General features: G+C 38.0%; 19 protein-coding genes and 1 other annotated feature. Of the genes, 4 read left to right on the top strand and 15 right to left on the bottom strand.

The features are described from left to right. Positions 1-10: 10 nt before the first annotated feature. From ccdA2 to AC3E9F_RS05505, 9 genes are all read right to left on the bottom strand, one after another. Positions 11-718 (bottom strand): thiol-disulfide oxidoreductase-associated membrane protein CcdA2, encoded by a 708-nt coding sequence (gene ccdA2 / locus AC3E9F_RS05465; protein WP_263393501.1) that lies wholly within the window; start codon positions 716-718, stop codon positions 11-13. Positions 719-846: 128 nt separating this feature from the next. Further along, positions 847-1,707, bottom strand: a complete 861-nt coding sequence (locus AC3E9F_RS05470; protein WP_214261823.1) for a methionyl aminopeptidase — start codon at positions 1,705-1,707, stop codon at positions 847-849. A gap of 15 nt (positions 1,708-1,722) precedes the next feature. Further along, positions 1,723-3,000 carry a CBS-HotDog domain-containing transcription factor SpxR gene (spxR, locus tag AC3E9F_RS05475; RefSeq protein ID WP_263393500.1) on the bottom strand — a complete coding sequence of 426 codons (1,278 nt, stop codon included), beginning with the start codon at positions 2,998-3,000 and terminating at the stop codon, positions 1,723-1,725. Next, a complete protein-coding gene (locus tag AC3E9F_RS05480; RefSeq protein ID WP_263393499.1) occupies positions 2,993-3,544 on the bottom strand; it encodes a GNAT family N-acetyltransferase in 552 nt (183 codons plus the stop codon). Before AC3E9F_RS05480 ends, spxR begins: the two co-directional genes overlap by 8 nt. A gap of 17 nt (positions 3,545-3,561) precedes the next feature. Further along, a complete protein-coding gene (murA, locus tag AC3E9F_RS05485; RefSeq protein ID WP_263393498.1) occupies positions 3,562-4,821 on the bottom strand; it encodes a UDP-N-acetylglucosamine 1-carboxyvinyltransferase in 1,260 nt (419 codons plus the stop codon). Between the two features lie 274 nt (positions 4,822-5,095). Next, positions 5,096-5,389, bottom strand: a complete 294-nt coding sequence (gene rpmA, locus AC3E9F_RS05490) for a 50S ribosomal protein L27 (RefSeq protein ID WP_006154204.1) — start codon at positions 5,387-5,389, stop codon at positions 5,096-5,098. Positions 5,390-5,405: 16 nt separating this feature from the next. Next, positions 5,406-5,750 (bottom strand): ribosomal-processing cysteine protease Prp, encoded by a 345-nt coding sequence (locus tag AC3E9F_RS05495; protein ID WP_000613699.1) that lies wholly within the window; start codon positions 5,748-5,750, stop codon positions 5,406-5,408. A 15-nt stretch (positions 5,751-5,765) separates the two neighbouring features. Beyond that, entirely contained in the window at positions 5,766-6,080 is a 315-nt protein-coding gene (gene rplU, locus AC3E9F_RS05500) for a 50S ribosomal protein L21 (protein ID WP_000109141.1), read from the bottom strand. A gap of 35 nt (positions 6,081-6,115) precedes the next feature. Next, positions 6,116-6,203: a sequence feature (ribosomal protein L21 leader region), on the bottom strand. A gap of 54 nt (positions 6,204-6,257) precedes the next feature. Then, positions 6,258-6,953 carry a YoaK family protein gene (locus AC3E9F_RS05505; protein WP_263393497.1) on the bottom strand — a complete coding sequence of 232 codons (696 nt, stop codon included), beginning with the start codon at positions 6,951-6,953 and terminating at the stop codon, positions 6,258-6,260. A gap of 146 nt (positions 6,954-7,099) precedes the next feature. On the opposite strand from AC3E9F_RS05505, the gene AC3E9F_RS05510 reads away from it, so the two are divergent. Further along, complete coding sequence (locus AC3E9F_RS05510; RefSeq protein ID WP_263393496.1) at positions 7,100-8,077, top strand: Gfo/Idh/MocA family protein; 978 nt, start codon at positions 7,100-7,102, stop codon at positions 8,075-8,077. Further along, positions 8,074-9,156, top strand: coding sequence for a DEAD/DEAH box helicase (locus AC3E9F_RS05515; protein WP_263393495.1), 1,083 nt, complete (start codon positions 8,074-8,076; stop codon positions 9,154-9,156). The genes AC3E9F_RS05510 and AC3E9F_RS05515 overlap by 4 nt, the downstream gene beginning before the upstream one ends. Before the next feature lie 141 nt (positions 9,157-9,297). On the opposite strand, the gene AC3E9F_RS05520 is transcribed toward AC3E9F_RS05515, so the two are convergent. Then, positions 9,298-9,675 (bottom strand): YwiB family protein, encoded by a 378-nt coding sequence (locus AC3E9F_RS05520; RefSeq protein ID WP_152905317.1) that lies wholly within the window; start codon positions 9,673-9,675, stop codon positions 9,298-9,300. Positions 9,676-9,747: 72 nt separating this feature from the next. Here AC3E9F_RS05520 and AC3E9F_RS05525 point away from each other — a divergent pair, with 72 nt between their 5' ends. Beyond that, the gene (locus tag AC3E9F_RS05525; protein WP_490672894.1) at positions 9,748-11,052 is read left to right on the top strand and encodes an HD domain-containing protein; all 1,305 of its coding nucleotides are present in this window, start codon (positions 9,748-9,750) and stop codon (positions 11,050-11,052) included. 12 nt (positions 11,053-11,064) lie between these two features. Then, on the top strand, positions 11,065-11,871 hold the full coding sequence (yidA, locus tag AC3E9F_RS05530) for a sugar-phosphatase (RefSeq protein ID WP_263393493.1): 807 nt from the start codon (positions 11,065-11,067) through the stop codon (positions 11,869-11,871). 75 nt (positions 11,872-11,946) lie between these two features. Here yidA and AC3E9F_RS05535 read toward each other — a convergent pair whose 3' ends face one another. The 5 genes from AC3E9F_RS05535 to AC3E9F_RS05555 all read right to left on the bottom strand — a co-directional run bounded on the left by AC3E9F_RS05535 (position 11,947) and on the right by AC3E9F_RS05555 (position 15,866). Continuing rightward, positions 11,947-12,273 (bottom strand): 50S ribosomal protein L7/L12, encoded by a 327-nt coding sequence (locus AC3E9F_RS05535; RefSeq protein WP_263393492.1) that lies wholly within the window; start codon positions 12,271-12,273, stop codon positions 11,947-11,949. A 101-nt stretch (positions 12,274-12,374) separates the two neighbouring features. Beyond that, entirely contained in the window at positions 12,375-13,247 is an 873-nt protein-coding gene (locus AC3E9F_RS05540) for a hypothetical protein (RefSeq protein ID WP_263393491.1), read from the bottom strand. 226 nt (positions 13,248-13,473) lie between these two features. Then, entirely contained in the window at positions 13,474-14,613 is a 1,140-nt protein-coding gene (locus tag AC3E9F_RS05545; protein ID WP_490672895.1) for a site-specific integrase, read from the bottom strand. A gap of 37 nt (positions 14,614-14,650) precedes the next feature. Continuing rightward, entirely contained in the window at positions 14,651-14,986 is a 336-nt protein-coding gene (locus AC3E9F_RS05550) for a DUF771 domain-containing protein (protein ID WP_247912471.1), read from the bottom strand. 55 nt (positions 14,987-15,041) lie between these two features. Beyond that, on the bottom strand, positions 15,042-15,866 hold the full coding sequence (locus AC3E9F_RS05555; protein ID WP_490672896.1) for an LPXTG cell wall anchor domain-containing protein: 825 nt from the start codon (positions 15,864-15,866) through the stop codon (positions 15,042-15,044). Between the last annotated feature and the right edge of the window lie 11 nt (positions 15,867-15,877).

Genomic DNA, 15,877 nt, shown 5'->3' on the forward strand with positions numbered 1-15,877 from the left:
ATAACTCCTTTTATCCTAATATTCCAGATAAGACATTTAACTGTCCCAACATCAATAAAATTCCCATGAGGATAATCAGTAAACCACCAATTCTCTTCAATAAGAGGAGGTGAGATTTAATTCTACTAAAATAAGGCATGATCAGACCTGATGCCAAGGCCAATACTAAAAATGGAAGCGCCATTCCGAGAGTATAGATAAGGGTCAATAAAGCCCCCTGAAGAGCTCCATTTCCTCCCGAGGCAGCCAGTGCTAAAACTGAACTTAAAACTGGACCAATACACGGAGTCCAACCAAAGCTGAAGCTGATACCTAATAGAAAGGCTGACAGATATTTGCTAGACTGTTTTTGATTAAACGTTACTGTTTTTTGGAACTCTAGTTTTCGTAAATGAAGGATTTCCATCTGATGTAAGCCTAGTATGATAATAATACCACCCATAACATAACGGAACCAATCAGCATAGAGTAAGTTTCCGAGAAATCCTGCCCCAAACCCTAGAATAAAGAAAATCAGAGAGATACCTGCGATAAAACAGAGTGTCCGAATTAATCCTGACCAGGCAACCTCTTTACCTAAAAAACGAAATGTCTTTGACTCCTCTTGATCATCTAATAAAACACCTGCATAGACTGGTAACAATGGGAAAATGCAGGGCGAAAAGAATGACAAGACACCAGCTAAAAACACAGAGATAAAAAATATAATACTTTCCAATTAAGAACCTTCTTTCATATAGTCATCTTTTATTTTACTATAAAAGAAAACGTTTGTAAGATATCTGCTACGCAAATTTAATTTCAACTTTAACGAATAAAAAAAGGAGCTCAGCTCCCCTTTTTTTATTAATAAGTTCCTTCTTCACCTTGACTTGTCAAGATTACAGGTCCATCCTTGGTAATAACAAACTGGTGTTCATACTGACATGATAGACCACCGTCGATAGTTTTGTGGGCCCAGCCTGTTTTCATGTCTGTATCGATTTCCCAATCACCTGTATTGATCATAGGTTCGATTGTCAAAACCATGCCTTCACGAAGGCGGAGACCGCGACCTGCGATACCATAGTTAGGCACCATTGGTTCTTCATGCATAGTTGGACCAACACCGTGTCCTACAAGATCACGAACAACTCCGTAACCACGACTTTCAGCATATTCCTGAATAGCAGCTCCAATATCTCCAATACGGTTTCCTACAAGAGCTTTTTCAATACCAATGTACATAGCTTCCTTGGTCACGTCCATTAAGTTTTTAACTTCTTCTGACGGTTTTCCAACAGCGTAAGCCCAACAAGAATCTGCCAAGCCGCCCGTAAAGTTTTGAGTATATTTTTTCATCTGCTCAACGTTATTAAAGTTGAGTTTAGAAACATTGAGGTCAGACTTAGCGATTGGCCCACCAAGAACCATATCAACCTTCAGCAAATCGCCTTCCTTCAAAATATAGTGGCGTGGAAAAGCATGGGCTACTTCTTCATTGAGTGAACAGCAGGTTGCATATGGATAGTCCATCATTGCCCCATCAACACCAATCTGTAGTGGAAGGAAATTCTCTTCTTTACAACGACGGCGAACATACTCTTCTACTTCCCACATATCAACACCTGGCTTGATGATATCACGCAAGCCAATGTGAATGCTTGCAAGAAAATCACCGGCCTTATCCATAGCTTCGATTTCTCTAGCTGATTTTAATGTAATCATGTTTACTCCTAGATTCTAATTAATTTTTACAGTTACATTTGCTTTTGATACAATTTGATGATTGAGATAAATGTCATAATCAATAATAGCCGATCGTCTCGTATGATGAATTATTCTAGCTTGAATACGTAGAACATCATCAATCTGAACAGCATGTAAGAAGTAAATCAACATTTGTTCAATGATGAGGTTACGCCCGCTATTAACAACCAAGTCTTGCGTCATATGAGTCAAGATTTCTGAAAGAACACCATTAGCCAGAACACCATTTTTTTCTAACATAAAGGGTTCGACTGTAATAACAACTTCATCATGATGATAAGATAGCTTCTGTCCAATCTGTTCTGAAAAGGTTGGTAAGGTTGAGACCTGAGAACGACTCATTTTTTCCATGACATCACGTCTAGTAATAACACCAAGCAAGGTTTGATTGCTCCGTACAACAGGTACTATTTCAAAATCTTCAGCAATCATTCTCTGGCTCACGTTAGCAATATTTGTGGCTAAACCAGTCATGTAGACAGTTCTTGTCATGACCTTATCAATGGTAGTCCCTGGTGACTTATCTCCAGCATCACGCATGGTCACGACACCCACAACAACCTTATGCTGATTGATAACAGGGAAGCGACTACTTCTGTTCTTACGAACTAAATCTAAATAATCTTTTACAGTATCCGTTTCCTGTAAAAAACCATATTCATGACAAGTCCGATAGATTTTTTCAACCGTTAAAATATCTGTCTTTATTTGTACATTTGACAAAGCTCGGTTAATCATGGTTGCAATGGTAAATGTGTCATGTTTACTGCGTAACACTGGGATATTTTTCTTATTAGCAGCATCCAAAACATCTTTATGAACTTCAAATCCACCTGTTACCAAGACAGCATTTTCATTTTCAAGTGCCAATAATTGGATTCGTGTTCTGTCACCGACAATAAGTAGACCGCCATCATGAAGATAAGAAAGAATATTCTTTTCTGTCATGGCTCCGATGGAGAATTTACTGAATTCTCTATCTAGACCAGCCTGACCAGCTAAAACTTCCGAACCAGTGACTTCTGCAATTTCTGCAAAGGTTAATCTCTCAATGGCAACTTTTTTTGACTTGACACGGATCGTTCCGCTTCGAGGACGTGTTTCAACTAATCCTCTATTTTCAGCTTCTTTGATAGCACGATAAGCTGTACCATCACTCACTCCCAGCCTATTTGAAATACTTCGAACACTGACCCGTTTTCCGACTGGTAATTCTTCTAAATAAGCTAAAATTTCTTGGTGTTTACTCATTTAGCTCTCCTTTTGTATAGCGAAATTCTAGATAATCCCGCATCTTACGAGTATATCGATCACTACCCTTGAAACGACGATATAGAACGAAGCCTGATTTTTGTGCAACCTTTTGACTAGCACTATTTTCTAAATGCGTCACAATAGAAAGTTGCTTTAATTCAAACTGATCCATAGACAAATCGCGTAATTTAGTCACTGCTTCCGTCATATATCCTTGAGACCAATAGTCTTTCCTTAAAAAATAGCCAATTTCCGCTTCTTTCCGTATTTCATCCAGCTTTTCAAACTTGATAGCTCCAATCATTTTTTGGTCCTTTTGATCACAAATAGCCCAAATTCCTAAAGGTGATTTCATAAAGTAGTTAGCAAGAGCATATTGACTTTCCTCAATGCTGGCTTGGGTAGGAAAAATAAACTGGAGATTTTCAGGGTCTGATGCTAACTGATGAAAGTCGTCTACATCTGTAAAAAAGAATGGACGGAAATACAAACGTTCCGTCTCATAGAAAGAATACATTGCTAATTTTGTCCAGATATTCATGGTGTTCCTCAAAATTGCTAATCTTCGATTAGCTCAATATCTGCTCCAAGGTTACGTAATTTCTCAATAATGTTTGAGTAGCCTCTTAAAATGAACTCTACACTAGTAATTTCTGTTTTACCTTCAGCCATTAATCCGGCAATAACCAAGGCCGCTCCTGCACGTAGGTCAGTCGCTCTCACACTTGCACCGTGTAAAGGATTGCCACCCTTATAGAGAATGTGATCATTGGTTGTCGTAATATCTGCGTTCATTTTGGCTAATTCAAAGACATGATTCACACGTTTCTCATAAATGGTATCAATCAGTGTTCCTCGCCCTTCTGCTTTTAACAGAAGAGGAGTAATCGGCTGTTGAAGGTCTGTTGCAAATCCAGGATATGGAGCTGTTTTGATGTTTACAGCCTTGAGATTTGTTTGTTCTTCAACGTAGATACTATCTTCAGAAACAGTCATATGAACACCCATTTCTTCAAGTTTTGCAATAAAACCTTCAAGATGTTCGTAGAGTACATTATTGATACGAATCCCTTTACCAACCGCTGCTGCCAAAGAAATATAGGTACCTGCTTCGATACGGTCAGGAATAACTTGGTGACGAGTTCCATGAAGGGATTCAACACCATCAATTGCAATAATATCTGTACCCGCACCACGAATATGAGCTCCCATATTGTTTAACAAAGTAGCTACATCAATGATTTCGGGTTCACGAGCAGCATTTTCAATGACTGTACGTCCTTGGGCTTTTACCGCTGCAAGCATCGTATTAATCGTTGCTCCAACACTTACAGTATCCATGTAGATGTGTGCCCCTTGCAACCTAGAACCATTTGTTGAGAGATTCATATTGTCTCCCTCATAAGTAGTTTTAGCTCCCATCGCTTCAAAGGCTTTTAGGTGTAAGTCAATTGGACGAGGGCCCAAATCGCATCCACCAGGTAAACCTACTGTTGCTTCACCGAAACGTCCAAGAAGGCTACCATAGAAATAATAAGATGCGCGAAGACTGTTAATCTTACCGTATGGCATTGGTTTATTTTGAACACCACGAGGATCAATTTCTAGAACGTCATCATAGCGCTTAACACTCGCACCCATAATTTCCATGATATCAACCAAACTAGCGACATCAGAGATATCTGGAACACAGTCCAAAATTACAACATCATCTGATAAAATAATAGCAGGAATCAGGGCTACTACACTATTTTTTGCACCACTAATGGTAATCTCACCCTTTAATGGACGCCCACCGTTAATGACAATTTTTTTCATTATTTTATATATACTCTTTCACTATTTATTCATAAGGTCTCACCCTATATTATACCATATTTCTTTCTTATTATCTATCATTATAGATTAAATCAGTCTCTTAAAAGAAAATTGATTTCTAATAGTTTTCATAGCTTTTTTTAAAATTTTTATTCTCTGATTTTAATCAAGAAAAAAGCTTTCCGAAATTTTCGGAAAGCTTTGTTTAGTGCTTTTTTAAGCATCCTCACCTCTTTATTTCAAGGCTCGGGATAAAAAGGTTCAAGGGACCTTCTTATTTAGCGATTGGGTAAACAGAAACTTGTTTCTTATCGCGACCTTTACGTTCAAAACGTACTACGCCTTCAACTTTAGCGAACAAAGTATCGTCTCCACCACGTCCAACGTTTACACCTGGATAGATGTGTGTACCACGTTGACGGTAAAGGATTGATCCACCTGAAACAGTTTGTCCGTCAGCTGCTTTAGCTCCAAGACGTTTAGCTTGTGAATCACGTCCGTTTGATGTAGAACCTCCACCTTTTTTGTGGGCGAAAAGTTGCAAGTTGTTAAGAGTCATTTTTAACATAATGTTTTCCTCCGTGTTAGTTTTCTGTGATAACTCTGGTTTGGACGAACTCAGAAGAGTTCTCCGATAAGTTTGCCATACCTAAGAAAAATGATTCAAAGAATAACTGAGTCATTTCTCTCTGGTGTGAAGGTAGATCTTTTGGAATTTCAACCATCAGATAGCCACCTTCATCTTCGTTTAATTCTAAGATTGGTTCATAGCCTGCAAATTTCTCAATGGAATTGATAAAGTTAATGGCAAGCGTAGAAACCGATGCACACACGACATCTAAGCCGTATTCGCCACTCTCGGCGTGTCCAGTAATTTCCGCACTCCTCAGCTCGCCATCTTCGGCTCTCTCAAAGACTGCTTGTATCATGTGTTCTCCTTAAAATTAAGCGTTGATTGCGTTAATGACAACTTTAGTGTATGGTTGACGGTGACCTTGTTTACGGTGGCTACCTTTTTTAGGTTTGTACTTGTAAGTAACAACTTTCTTTTGTTTTCCTTGTTTTTCAACAGTTCCAACTACAGTAGCTCCAGCAACAAGTGGAGTTCCGACAACAGTGTTTTCACCACCAACAAGAACAACTTCGTTAAAAGTAACTTCTTGACCAGCTTCAACGTTCAATTTTTCAACGTAAACTGCTTGACCAACTTCAACTTTAACTTGTTTTCCGCCAGTTTTGATAATTGCGTATGTGCTCATTATGCACCTCCTATGATTTTTTGGGGTTTCCCCGAATTTTTGTGAAGACTCGCCTAGCATCGTGGGACGAACCACTTAAGCTCATAAGAATGAGCAACGATGATCGAGCGGTTGCACAGGCATGTGCATAGTCAACTCTACAAGTATAGCATGATTCTAAATTTTTGACAAGTATTTTCACTCAAAATTCAGCGTTTTAGTAGACTTTTTTCGGAAAGCAGATAAAACCATACTTAGATAAAAAATACTCATCATGATGGGAACGCCTAAAATCGTTTTTTCGTTGAAAACAATGGTTAAGTAAGCTGAAAATATTACTCCTAGAATAAAACTAATAAGTAGGCTCACAAAAATCAATCCCTCCATTAAAAATGCTGTATGCTTGGTTCGGACGTATTCACCAAAAGCTAACATGGTGCGTTTGATATTTCCCGTCATAAAGGCATTGTTATAGGCAATTCCAGAAACTTCTCCAAAAGCTGTTGTAACGAGACCCATACAAAAAGCCAGAGGAGGAACAATAAAAATGTTATCAACATTCAGTGGAATAAATCCGATTATTAACGATAAAATAGCTAATGGAACAAGTGATAGAATTGGCTTTTTAACAATGCGAAGTTTTTCCTTGTAAATCGTAAGCATAAAAACGCCTAACATGAAAGATAAAAGTGTCAATATCTTTAGTTCAGCATCCGCTAGATTTTTCTGAACGATGCCGTCTGATAAAAAGACCACATTCCCTGTCTGCCCAGCGACTAAGGTGTTCCCTCTTACAATAAAGGTATAGGCATCTACATAACCCGCACAAAAAGTCAAAAAAAGCGCCAATCTTTTTGAATGACGAGAAATTTTTCTCATAGGTAATAATCTCATACTAAACTCCTAAATATACTGTCACTATTGTACCATTTTTTCTAGAAATTTCGAAAGTTCAAAGCAAAAGAATTCTCTCACCTTAACGAGTTGACTCTTTCTATGATATAATGAAATCAATCATTACTTGTGGAAAAGGAGTTTCTATGCTAAAACTTGGTATCATCGGAACTAGTTCAATCAGTCACCATTTTGTTGAGGCTGCTCATACTAGCGGGAAATTTCAATTAGTGGCAGTCTATTCAAGAAAACTAGAAACCGCAGAAAAGTTTGTTGAACAGTATCAAGGCGTTAAGCTATTTGATCAGTTAAATGATTTCTTTAATGATTCATTCGATGTGGTATACATTGCAAGTCCGAATTCATTGCACTATAGTCAGGCAAAGATGGCTTTATCTGCTGGCAAACATGTCATCCTTGAAAAACCAGCTGTTTCCCAACCACAAGAATGGCAGGATTTAGTTCAGACAGCTAAAGAACATCACTGTTTTATCTTTGAAGCAGCAAGAAACTACCACGAAGATGCTTTCGCTACAATTAAGAGTTTTCTTGCAGACAAACAGGTTCTTGGTGCAGATTTTAACTTTGCCAAATATTCATCTAAAATGCCTGAACTCCTTGCTGGCAATACTCCAAACGTTTTCTCAGATCGTTTTGCAGGTGGGGCACTTATGGATCTTGGTATTTATCCGATTTATGCCGCTGTTCGCTTATTTGGAAAACCGACTCATGCAACCTATCAAGCTCAGAAACTAAATAATAGCATTGATTTAAATGGGGATGGTATTCTCTCCTATCCGAACTATCAAGTACACATCAAAGCAGGAAAGAATATCACTTCTAATCTTCCTTGCGAAATTTATACTACTGACGGAACCTTGACACTCAATACTATCGAGCATATCCAATCAGCTATTTTTACCGACCATCAAGGAAATGAAGTTCAACTTCCTATCCAGCAGGCTCCTCACACCATGACTGAGGAAGTTGCTGCTTTTGCAAAGATGATTAAGCAATCAAACCAGGTACTCTACCAATCCTGGATAGATGATGCGACACACGTCCATAACCTACTTTACACCATGCGCCAGGTTGCTGGCATTAGATTTGAGGCAGAAAAATGAAAACTAAACTACCTACCGAATGGCAAGAATTGATTGTCCAACTGGGTTTCCAAGAATTTACTCCCATTCAAGAACAACTTTTTGAGCCTATAACAGAAGGTGAAAATCTTCTGGGAGTCAGTCCAACAGGAACAGGAAAGACTTTGGCCTATCTCCTACCTAGTCTTCTCAAACTCCAAAAGAAAAAAGCCCAACAACTATTGATTTTAGCACCGAATACTGAGCTTGCTGGACAGATCTTTGAAGTCACTAAAACCTGGGGTGAGGCCGTCGGACTAACAGCTCAGCTGTTTCTATCCGGTTCGAGCCAGAAACGCCAAATTGAACGACTTAAAAAAGGACCAGAAATTCTGATTGGAACACCTGGTCGTATCTTTGAACTGGTCAAATTGAAAAAAATCAAGATGATGAACGTGGAAGCCATCATTCTAGATGAATTCGATCAGCTGCTTGATGATTCTCAGATTCACTTTGTTGAGAAGATTACCCACTACGCACCTCGTGACCACCAACTCATCTACATGAGTGCCACGACCAAATTTGACCAAGATAAGATTGCACCTAACACGCGCACCATTGACCTTTCGGATCAAAAGCTAGATAACATCCAACACTTCTACATGCAGGTGGACCAACGCCACCGAGTCGATATGCTTCGTAAACTGGCACATGTTGAAGATTTCCGTGGACTTGTCTTCTTTAATAGCTTGTCAGACCTAGGTAGTGCAGAGGAAAAATTGCAATATCGTGATGTTTTAGCAGTTTCGCTAGCGAGCGATGTCAACGTTAAATTTAGAAAAGTTATTTTAGAAAAGTTCAAAGATAATCAACTAACGCTACTTCTTGCGACAGACCTTCTAGCTCGTGGGATTGATATTGATAGCTTGGAGTGCGTGATTAACTTTGACGTCCCTAGAGATACGGAAACCTATACTCACCGTGCTGGACGTACAGGACGTATGGGTAAAGAGGGCTATGTCATCACACTTGTAAGCCATCCAGAAGAACTTAAAAAACTTAAGAAATTTGCAAGCGTACGTGAAATCGTCTTAAAAAATCAAGAACTCTATATCAAATGAGAGTGGGACAGAAATCGATAATTCCTTACAATTCGATTTCGTCGTCCCACCTCCGCAAAGTAGAGCCCACTCAACCACTGCATCTTGCTCGACAATTTAAAGACAATTGAGAGGCTAGGACTTTTGTCCCAGCCTCTTTACTTATCCCCAAGTTATTTCTAAACGGTAGTTGGCAAAAGCGACTCCCTCTTTGTTCTGTAGTTGGTAGTCTAGTTCAATCTTCTCTTCACCAACTTCATAGTGGCTTGTTTGGATGATAAACTCCTGCATGCCCATCGGTGTTGGAATATAGGCCAAGCTATCAGTTCCCTTGATAAAACGCATGATGGTCTTGGGATTTGAGAAACGGCTCATGACCAGTTCCTCCCCATTAAATTTTAAAACTACTTTTTCTTGGTCTTCATTGTAAAACAAAAGATAGGAAAAATCGCCCTTTTCACGTAATTCAACATCATAAAGTTGGTCGATCACTTCCAATTGTTCATCGAACTTGATGGTATTTCTCATTCTAATCTTCACAAAACTTCCTCTTTCTTCTCACTTATCCCTACTATTTTACCAAAAAGGGAAGGAATTTGCTATAATGGTCTTATGAATGAAAAAGTATTTCGTGACCCCGTTCACAACTATATCCACGTTAATAATCAAGTCATTTATGACCTGATCAATACCAAAGAATTTCAGCGGCTCCGTCGTATCAAACAGCTTGGGACATCTAGCTATACTTTCCATGGTGGTGAGCATAGTCGTTTTTCTCACTGTTTGGGTGTCTACGAAATTGCCCGTCAAATCACTGAGATTTTTGAGGAAAAATATCCTGAGGAATGGGACTCTAACGAGTCTCTCTTAACCATGACTGCAGCTCTACTACATGATCTCGGACATGGTGCCTACTCTCATACTTTTGAAAATCTCTTTGACACTGACCATGAGGCAATTACCCAGGAAATTATTCAAAGCCCTGAAACAGAGATTCATCAGGTTCTTTTGCAGGTAGCACCAGACTTTCCAAAAAAAGTAGCCAGCGTGATCGACCACACTTATCCAAACAAACAAGTGGTGCAGCTGATTTCCAGCCAGATTGATGCAGACCGTATGGACTATCTCCTTCGTGACTCCTACTTCACCGGTGCTTTTTATGGCCAGTTTGACCTGACACGCATTCTTCGGGTCATTCGTCCTGTTGAAAATGGCATTGCCTTTCAGCGTAATGGGATGCATGCCATCGAGGATTATGTACTCAGTCGTTACCAGATGTACATGCAGGTTTATTTCCACCCAGCTACACGCGCCATGGAAGTCCTTCTGCAAAATCTTTTGAAACGTGCCAAGGAGCTCTATCCTGAAAATAAGGAATTCTTTGCTCTTACATCCCCACATCTACTACCATTTTTTGAGAAGAAGGTAACCTTGTCTGACTATCTTGCACTTGATGACGGAGTTATGAATACCTACTTCCAACTTTGGATGACTAGTACAGACAAGATTTTAGCTGACTTATCACAACGTTTCATTAATCGTAAGGTTTTCAAATCCATCACTTTTTCTGAGGAAGACCAAGACAAACTTGAAATCATGCGAAATTTAGTAGAAGAAATTGGTTTTGACCCTAACTACTACACTGCTATTCATAAGAATTTCGACCTTCCTTACGATATTTATCGGCCAGAGTCTGAAAATCCTAGAACTCAAATCGAGATTGTCCAAAAGAATGGTGAACTTGCAGAACTTTCTAGCCTATCGCCAATCGTCCAATCTCTCGCAGGAAGCCGTCATGGTGACAACCGTTTCTACTTCCCTAAAGAAATGCTTAAGCAAAACAGTATTTTCACTAGTATCATTCAACAATTTTTAAAACTGATTGAGAATGATCATTTTACTCCAAACAAGAAATAACAGAGGAAATTTATGAGTATAAAACTAATCGCCGTCGATATTGATGGTACCCTGGTTAATAGCAAAAAAGAAATTACTCCAGAAGTTTTTGCTGCTATCCAAGATGCCAAAGCAGCTGGAGTCAAGGTTGTCATTGCAACAGGACGCCCTATTGCTGGTGTTGCCAAACTCCTTGACGACTTGCAGTTGAGAGACGAAGGGGACTATGTTGTGACCTTCAACGGTGCCCTTGTTCAAGAAACCTCTAATGGTCATGAGATTATCAGCGAATCTTTGACTTACGAGGACTATCTGGATATGGAATTTCTCAGCCGTAAACTTGGAGTCCATATGCATGCTATTACCAAGGACGGCATATACACTGCCAATCGCAATATCGGAAAATATACCGTTCACGAATCAACCCTCGTCAGCATGCCCATCTTCTACCGTACACCTGAAGAAATGTCTGATAAGGAAATCGTCAAATGTATGTTTATCGATGAGCCTGAAATTCTCGATGCCGCTATTGAAAATATTCCTGCAGAATTTTATGAGCGTTACTCTATTAATAAGTCCGCACCATTCTACCTCGAACTTCTCAAAAAAGGTGTAGATAAGGGTTCAGCTATTACACATCTGGCTGAAAAACTGGGATTGACAAAAGATGAGACTATGGCTATCGGAGATGAAGAAAATGACCGTGCTATGCTCGAAGTCGTTGGAAATCCAGTTGTTATGGAAAACGGAAACCCCGAACTCAAAAAAATCGCCAAATACATCACTAAATCAAATGATGAATCAGGTGTAGCCCATGCGATTCGTACTTGGGTCTTGTAAATTTATTAGAATATAAAAAAGCACCTCAGAAGTTAGAGATAAAAAACTAACTCCTGGGGTGTTTTGAATTATGGATTACTCTTCCTCATCAAACATAAGTGCGTCTAATTCTTCTCTTTCAGTCGCAATCTCTTCATAGGTGGTAATAATATTATTTAATCTTTTTAAGGTGATAACACCAGTCGAATCTTTCATAGTAACCATGGCTCCAATGCCACTCAAGTCATGAATAAGGACTCTTAATTTTTTTAATTCGTCCAAATCTAGAATATCCACTTCCATGACTGTATCATGATTTCTTATTCTTGATTGAATTAGAGAAAGAGGCAAGGATGAATAGTTTCTTAACAACTTATAGGTCTCTGACTTATCCCCTATAGAATCAATATAAATGCCTAACATAGTTCTTACTCCTTTACTCACTCTTTATCAGTTTGTATGTTCTACCTTCAATCTCATATCATTGCTATAAGATTTTATAAACAGCACTAGAATAATAACTCCTACTGTAAATCTTTGATAAACTCCACAACTTGACGATTCTCAATCTTCACATAATATCCACCACTATTATTAACAAGTTTATTCCCCTCATATTTATCAATCTTTACAGCATAAAGGCCGTTTGGTAAGGGTTGATTGTTAAAAAATTCTTTCATTTGCGATTCAAGGTCTTCAAGATAGGCATTATATAACTGATCTTTCTTGTCTTCTGGAGTATAATATCGAAATTGAAATTCTGGTATAAAAATATCTTTTTGGAAAAGATATTGAGCATCCATAGGATACATCCCTTGTAATGCTTGTCCTTTTCTTTGATTTTCCTCTAATATTTCATCATAAAGATACATGTTGCTAGATTTACTGTTAAATTGAAAATCAATCCCTTCGTACTTCAAAGCAGTCATTTTAGGGTCTGTTATTGAATTCTCCAACGTTTTTAAAAATTCGCTGGTGCCTGGACTGATCTCAATTCCTAGATAGGCTAATTCTGGAAAAGCCTGATAAATTCTTTTGTTTTGTTCATAATCTACTTCTGCATCCGTCTTTTTATACTTTTTGTTTTCCGAAGGACGAGTATAGTATTCAAAGCGAGAATTAGCCTGATAGGTTTTACCATCTATATTTTCAGTGTAAGTACCATGGATTACAAATCCTCCAACGCTTGTATAGTTTTTTTCATATTTTTCTAACTCAAACTGACCTGTAAGACCGTAGTTCTCATAAGAACGATGTACAGCTTGCTCCAGTTCATTCCGACTGGCATGGGCAAATAGACCCCACATATCCATCATTGCAATAATAGGACTAAGTATTATGAATATTGCGAATAGTATAACCATGGATAAGCAGCCAATTAATAAGCCTTTTTTCATCTCTTTCTCCTAAGCAATCTATGTCTATTATATCATAAAAGAGAGCGGTTTCCTTGCTCTCTATATATTTTCATGGTTTCTTATGACATATAAAAGCAAGAAAAAACACTGGTTATCCAGTGTTTTTGTGACTAGTTTCGCTCCCTGCAAGCATCGAACTAAGGCTTAGAAACCTTATTCTAATAGGCTTTTGAATACTTTTGGTCAAATTTTGGTCAAAATAATTCTATTCTTTATCCAACATTATTTCCCTGACCACTTCATATTCTTTATCAATAACTTCTTGAAGCACGTGACCATAAGTCCTGATAATCTGCTGTATATCCTTATGACCAAGTAACCTAGCAACTACCCAAATATCAATTCCATTCGCCAACAAATATGATCCATAAGTGTGTCTACCTGCTGTCGCTGTCATATCCTGACTTCCTATTCCTAATTCATCTAAACAAACCTTTAGACTTTTATTTAAACCTGAATTAGTAGGTATTTTATATCTTCTATCATAGAATACTAGATCGTGTTTCTTCAATTCTTCACGATCAAAAAGTATCTTGTCCTGTTCCACTTTCAATGATTTTAAAACTTGTATTAAATCATCATCAATAGGAATTTCTCTAATCGAGGTTTTCGTTTTAGGAGGTGCAAACTCCTGCTTATCTCCTATATATCTCCGATATGTTCTAACTGTTTTATTTTCAAAATCAATATCAGACCAACAAGCAGCCATTCCTTCACCAACCCTGAAACCAGTCTTAAATAGAAAATATAGCAGATATGGTATCACAGATTCCCTATAATTAAACTTCGACTGTAAATGAGATAACAAATCTTTATATTCAGAAATACTATGAATATACTTATCATCTATATTCCCAGCTTCCAAACCATAGATTTTAACATCTTCTGTAATATCTGTTATCTGCAAGCCACTTCTTTGACTAAATTTAATCGTTGACCTTATATCAGCATTGATTCTTCTTAAATGATCCTTCGTTACATTTTCTCCAAAATCATTCAAACGTGACTGATATTCCTGATGGTTAAGGCTCATAGCTGGTATATCTGAGAATAGTTTTTCTATCACCTTACCTCTTGAATAATACCCTTCCTTCGTTCCATTCGCCTTTTCTGAAGGCAATATCACAAGATCATACCAATCTTGCCACAATCCATACAAGGTAGCCTTACTATCAAATCTAGCTGTATAATTCGATTGAAACAACTTACGTTCTTTCTCTTGCGCTTCATTCATAGCTTCACGCTTCGTCTTAAAGCCTGAATTTGTCGCAACAACTTTTCCTTGCTTATCGAAAATTCGATAATCCCAAAGTTTACTTTTCCCACGTTGTCGATAACTTGCCACAATTCCCCCTTCCTAAATAGCAATCATCACTATTCCATTATAACATCAATAATATTCTTTGATAGTTTTTATCAAAGTATTCTCTAGTTTTCCTTGCAAGGAATCTATACGGTGAACCCTTTGTTTTTGGATATAACACAAAACCATCTTCATTCTGCTCAATATCCACTTCTTTTTTAATTGCAGGATTCAATAAAATATCATTTACTAGCTTAGTCTTACTAATTGATAATAATTCCTCAACCTTATCAATCGTCCACCATTGACCGACTTCTTCTTTTTGAATCAAATCTAAATACTCAGATCGACTAATCAGAACCATATCAGCAGGAATCGGAACTTCAATATTAAATACTTGTTTCTGCTCTTTCATTTTTACTCCTTAAATAACAAAAAAACAAGGTAGGAACTACCCTACCTTGCTATTTTTAATCAAATTTACGCTTACCAATCACAGTTGCAATCAATCCTACAAATCCCCAAATAGTAGTAAAAATTGTACTAGCTGTTCCAGTATTCGGAAGGACTTTTAACTGACCTTCTTTATCTTTCAAAGCAATAGTACCATCTTTTTGCTTCACAGCACCTACTTCATAAGGCTCTTTCTCAGCATAATCACCTTCGCTTGTTTCAACTACAACTTTTCCTTGATTCGTTGATACTACCTTGTGACCAGTATTCGTTTCAATAGGCTGTTCTTGAATATCTTCTTTAGTCACATTCAATGGTTTAGGATCATCAGATTCTTTCACTCCGACATTATCTTCTGCCTTCTTCTTATCTTCCTGAACTTTTGGATCAGCTTCCTTTTGAGAATCAGCTTTTGGCTGCTCCTCTTTTGGTTGATCTTCCTTCGGTTTTTCAGATGGAGTTGTAGGCTCTACTACAACCCCTGTATTATCTTGTGAAGGCTCTTTTTCAGATTCCTTACCAAGATTTTCAGAAGGTTTATCTTCTTTTGGCTTTTCCTCTTTTGGCTTTTCAGATGGAGTTGTAGGCTCTACCACAACTCCTGTATTATCTTGTGAAGGCTCTTTTTCAGTTTTACCACCTAAATCAAGATTCTCACCTTCAGTTTGAACACCAGGATCAACAGCAGGCTTTTCTTCTTTTGGCTGTTCTGCCACAACTAAACCAGCAGTATCTTCTTTAGAATCTACACTTCCACCCAATGACAATTCATCAGCATTTACACCAGCTACAAAACCACTTAATAGCGTTACACACGCTAACGTTACAATTTTTTTATTCATATTTTTCTTTC

This window comes from Streptococcus sp. SCPM-O-B-15277 (M60), assembly GCF_058200335.1.

Coding starts and splice junctions, on each gene's coding strand:
- rpmA (WP_006154204.1), bottom strand. CDS start 5,389: ATGTTAAAAATGACTCTTAACAACTTGCAACTTTTCGCCCACAAAAAA.
- AC3E9F_RS05505 (WP_263393497.1), bottom strand. CDS start 6,953: ATGAGATTATTACCTATGAGAAAAATTTCTCGTCATTCAAAAAGATTG.
- murA (WP_263393498.1), bottom strand. CDS start 4,821: ATGAAAAAAATTGTCATTAACGGTGGGCGTCCATTAAAGGGTGAGATT.
- AC3E9F_RS05515 (WP_263393495.1), top strand. CDS start 8,074: ATGAAAACTAAACTACCTACCGAATGGCAAGAATTGATTGTCCAACTG.
- spxR (WP_263393500.1), bottom strand. CDS start 3,000: ATGAGTAAACACCAAGAAATTTTAGCTTATTTAGAAGAATTACCAGTC.
- AC3E9F_RS05495 (WP_000613699.1), bottom strand. CDS start 5,750: ATGATACAAGCAGTCTTTGAGAGAGCCGAAGATGGCGAGCTGAGGAGT.
- yidA (WP_263393493.1), top strand. CDS start 11,065: ATGAGTATAAAACTAATCGCCGTCGATATTGATGGTACCCTGGTTAAT.
- AC3E9F_RS05470 (WP_214261823.1), bottom strand. CDS start 1,707: ATGATTACATTAAAATCAGCTAGAGAAATCGAAGCTATGGATAAGGCC.
- rplU (WP_000109141.1), bottom strand. CDS start 6,080: ATGAGCACATACGCAATTATCAAAACTGGCGGAAAACAAGTTAAAGTT.
- AC3E9F_RS05550 (WP_247912471.1), bottom strand. CDS start 14,986: ATGAAAGAGCAGAAACAAGTATTTAATATTGAAGTTCCGATTCCTGCT.
- AC3E9F_RS05510 (WP_263393496.1), top strand. CDS start 7,100: ATGCTAAAACTTGGTATCATCGGAACTAGTTCAATCAGTCACCATTTT.
- AC3E9F_RS05535 (WP_263393492.1), bottom strand. CDS start 12,273: ATGTTAGGCATTTATATTGATTCTATAGGGGATAAGTCAGAGACCTAT.
- AC3E9F_RS05525 (WP_490672894.1), top strand. CDS start 9,748: ATGAATGAAAAAGTATTTCGTGACCCCGTTCACAACTATATCCACGTT.
- AC3E9F_RS05540 (WP_263393491.1), bottom strand. CDS start 13,247: ATGAAAAAAGGCTTATTAATTGGCTGCTTATCCATGGTTATACTATTC.
- AC3E9F_RS05555 (WP_490672896.1), bottom strand. CDS start 15,866: ATGAATAAAAAAATTGTAACGTTAGCGTGTGTAACGCTATTAAGTGGT.
- AC3E9F_RS05480 (WP_263393499.1), bottom strand. CDS start 3,544: ATGAATATCTGGACAAAATTAGCAATGTATTCTTTCTATGAGACGGAA.